Genomic DNA, 4,036 nt, shown 5'->3' on the forward strand with positions numbered 1-4,036 from the left:
TTGATTGCCTCCTGGTAGCATGAGATTGCCTGGGTGTAGTCTTTCATCTCAACAAATATATATCCCTTGGAAAACCATATCGAAGCGGTAGTCTCTAAAGAAACCCTTACATCTTGCATAATTTCATCAAGTATCTCAAGGCATGAGGTAAATTCCCTGGCGTCTATCTTTTCCCAGACCTCATCTATCTTTTCTGTATATTTTTCATCTATTCTGGCTAATCCTTCTAATGCCTCCTTGAGATAGGTTATTTTTTCTTCCCTCTCTGGTAGAGAAGCCATTCTTTCTGTGCGGATAATTTCTGTCTTTAATTCCTCTTTGGTGAACCATATTTGCAGGAAGATAATGAGAAATTGAATCCTTTGTTCGGACCTTCCACCAGTTCTCATCTGATACCAGACCCGAAATATCTGCTCGCTCAATTCATATCCAGTAAGGTTCTTTGTTCGGGTAAATTTAATTGGGGTTAAATAGCCATCATCCATTAAGCGAGAAATTTGAGCGGTCACCGTATTTATCAAAAGCCCGGTCTTCTGGCTAATCTCTTTTGGGCTTAAAATAAGAGAGTCTTTGGCAATAGCATCGATGATGACCTGTTGTTGTGGAGAGAGTCTATGAATCTTCTCTAAGAAGTATTGGGATTGTTCATCAAGGATAGATTTCAGGTAAGTGATAATATCCTTTAATTCACCAGGGATAATGAATTGATAGAGGATAAGCAACAATCTTGGATTGCCACCAGTAAGCTGGTATAATGCCTTTAGACGGGAAGAGAGTATTGCTTGTGGGAATTTATTTAATACATCATCTTTCCCATCAAGCCTGAATCTTAAATAGAGAAGCCTTTCAAATTCATCCTCTTTAAGCTCGGTGATTTCCTCTATCTTAAAGAATCGATAAAAAGGTTCTTTTTCGTCTCTGATTTCTTTAAATAGGCTAATTGCGCCGCCATAGATAAGCAGATATGGGTCATTCATCAGGATATCCCGCAGCCTGCGGACTTCTATTGTTTTAAACCTTGAGAGGATAAGGTTAAAATTATCAACCAGAATCAGCACATTTTTGTTTTTTCTTTTCAAATAGTCTATAAGGAAGGCATAAGATGTGGTATAATCATCCTTTGGAAAATCCTTTGCCAGGCTACTATCTTCCCGAGAAAGCTCCTCTAATATTCTTGCAAAGAATGTTTTTAAATCGGTAATCCCAAATTCCTCTTCAGCAAATTGGACAGGAATCCAGAAAGAAGAAATCTCTGGGCAATCCTTGACTTTAAAATAGACCATGGATAAAAGGTGGGTTTTACCCATACCTCGGGGAGCCTTCAGGAGAATATGCTGATGATGGGGCTTATCCCTTTCCTTTTTTAGTCTGGTGATCAGGCTTTCAAAGAGTGCCTTTCTGCCCACAAAGGTTTCAAAAAGCTCCTCTTTGGTCATCTGTTGTGGATTGTATTTATAAAGCACCTTTTCCATAATTCTAACCTAAATACCTTGAATGCCGAAGCCACCAATCACGGATGAGATTGCTGGTGAACATATAATTTCCTTCTGCCTTTTTAATATAGAATTCATCCTCTAAATATGCCATCAGTTTATCAAAATCATCCGCAGGTGCCACGGGACAGCTTTCTTTAAAAATCCCCTTAATCTCACTCTCGTTCCTTTGCCCCCTGGTTAATTCTTCAAAAATAGCCTTAATACCAGGGAAAGGTTGATAGAATTCACTAACCCTATAACTCATCAGACGCTCATAATAATGCCTGAAGTAGGTCTTAGATTCTATCCCTAATAACCTTTCTTGATAAACCTGTTCAATCCCTTCAACAGTCAGGTGCTTATTTTCCCTGATTATCCCCTTTTCTATCTCAAAGACAAATAACTGGATAAAATAGGGGATGGGTGCACCAACCAGGTGTCCTATCTTCTTGACAAATCCCTCCTCTGGTTTTATCCCTATTCTGCTCAGTAAAATCTGGGTAAGTTCATAGCCATCATTATCGGATAAAGGTAGTAATTGCTCTTTTTTAAAGAGTGAGTAAAAACCATCTTTATCTTCATACTCAATCTCATCAATGAGTCGGTGAATAAGGATAGAACCCGTAAGGATGAACCTTGTTTGATTTGGAATAGAGAGAGTCTCTTTAAGGACGGACAGGAATTTATGAGCCTCGGTTTTGTTTTTAATAAGATTCTCAAGCATCCCGGAAAATTCATCAAACAAAAACAGGATTTTTTCTTTTAAACCGCTATAAAATTCCAACCACACCCTTTCCCAGCTATCCTTAATGGATTCTTTAAAGGTTTGTTTTTCATTATTTATCTCCTGTTCTGTCTTATGGTCAAATGCCCGCATTATCCAACGCCGATAGCCCATTATCACCTCCGCGGTAAATGATTGTCCATCCGAGATGCCCTCTAAATCAATGAGCAGGGGAAGGAAATCCTCTCTGGGATAATCTAAGAGCTGGTAAAGTAGGCTTGTCTTACCAAACCTTCTGGGTGCAACCAGAATAATATGGTCTGTGTTTAATACCTGCCAAAGCTGGTTGATAAAATCTTCCTGATTAAAAAAGTCCATACCCCGGGCAATGACACCCAGGGAAAAATCAGGCAGGTAATCTTTCTCTCCCTGTTTTATCTTCAAAACTACCTCTTTAAATAGCCTTTTATTGAATCTGGCATCTTTGTCATAAAAGAGTTCAATGGGAAATATTGCCGGTTCTGGCAAGGCGAATTTGCCTTCTAATCTCTCAAGGTCAAAGATGGATAATAATTCAACCTCGTTATCCGGGAAGCCCTCTTCTACCATCTTATACATCTCAAAGACTATGTCTTTATGTTGGATATTGGTTTTAGAAAAATCAGTAATTTCAATAAAAAGGTTTTGGATAACATTTCCCTCTTTATCCTGAATACCAAATAGGACACCCTCTTTCTTCATCTTAATCACCATTCCTCCTCCTTAATTTCTCTCTGAAGAATATCAAAGAACTCATCTGCGACATACAAAAGTTCACTCATAGCATTCATCTTAATCTTACCTACAGGAGAGACTTTTCTTTTCTCTCTTTCAGGTTCATATATCAGGTAATGGTCTTTCTTATCCCATGCCCAGGCAAGCATAGTCATTATCTGAATCTCTATCTTTGGGCATTCAGGCTTTTCTTTGCTTTTAAAGACAAGGTAGTATGCCCTTATCCCTTTTACTTTTGTAGGTTTTTTCATCCTCTTTTCATAGATTGTGTCTTTTTTCTCTACAATTTCAAATCGTTGGGCAATTTTCTCACTCTCTTTCAACCTTTGATTAATCTTTTTGGCATCAGAGAGGTAATTGCATATTATTCTATCTCTGAATATATCTGGAAACTCACAAAAGGGATTTTCTATGGTATATTTGCTCCTTTTTATCTTGTCTATAATGCTTGTTGGACTTTTAATTTGCATTTGGGGTGTATCCTTATTCTCTATTTTTGCTACGAAGCGGTTGACTTTCAATCCCTTTTCTATTTCTTTAATCTCTTCTTCAATAAGTTCAATAATCTCCTTAAGGACAGGTGCATAGAGGAATATAATCTCTGCTCGTTTTTTCTTCACTATTTCTTCAAGAGACATATTTTTATCTTTCCTTGATATACGACAAATTTGTTGCACAACATTTTTGTTGTATAATTATAATAAATAAATTTTAAGTTGTCAAGTCATTTTTGCCATTTTTTGTAACCGTTCACCGTAGAGACACAGAGACGCAGAGAAAAACACACCCCTAACCCCTCTCAAGAGGGGAAAATCTATGGACGATACGCAGAAATTGGCTTGTCTGTTGAACATTCGGCAAGCAGGTCATAAGTATTTCAATAGCTGCACCAATAATCTTCTCTGTTCCTCTGCGTCTCTGCGGTAAAGGACTACCTTGTTAATGGCAAACCAAAATTGACCCACTTTTGGCAATGGAAATTGACCCACCCATGTAAAAAAATCAGATCAAAAATGAACAAATTTGGCAATGAGAATTGACCCACCCCCGGATATAAAGATTG

General features: G+C 37.8%; 3 protein-coding genes. All 3 read right to left on the reverse strand.

Annotated features, from left to right (window positions below):
* The coding region (locus AB1422_16180; GenBank protein MEW6620847.1) for a winged helix-turn-helix transcriptional regulator at window positions 1-1,472 on the reverse strand (1,472 nt) is incomplete at its 3' end.
* A gap of 4 nt (window positions 1,473-1,476) precedes the next feature.
* Window positions 1,477-2,952, reverse strand: coding sequence for a hypothetical protein (locus AB1422_16185; GenBank protein ID MEW6620848.1), 1,476 nt, complete (start codon window positions 2,950-2,952; stop codon window positions 1,477-1,479).
* Window positions 2,946-3,611, reverse strand: coding sequence for a hypothetical protein (locus AB1422_16190; GenBank protein ID MEW6620849.1), 666 nt, complete (start codon window positions 3,609-3,611; stop codon window positions 2,946-2,948). Before AB1422_16190 ends, AB1422_16185 begins: the two co-directional genes overlap by 7 nt.
* Between the last annotated feature and the right edge of the window lie 425 nt (window positions 3,612-4,036).

The sequence above is a fragment of the bacterium genome (assembly GCA_040757115.1).
In the GTDB taxonomy this organism is placed as follows: domain Bacteria; phylum UBA9089; class CG2-30-40-21; order CG2-30-40-21; family SBAY01; genus JBFLXS01.

Bases quoted from the DNA above. Each gene is read 5' to 3' on its own strand.
- AB1422_16190 (MEW6620849.1), bottom strand. From the start codon at position 3,611: ATGTCTCTTGAAGAAATAGTGAAGAAAAAACGAGCAGAGATTATATTC.
- AB1422_16185 (MEW6620848.1), bottom strand. From the start codon at position 2,952: ATGGTGATTAAGATGAAGAAAGAGGGTGTCCTATTTGGTATTCAGGAT.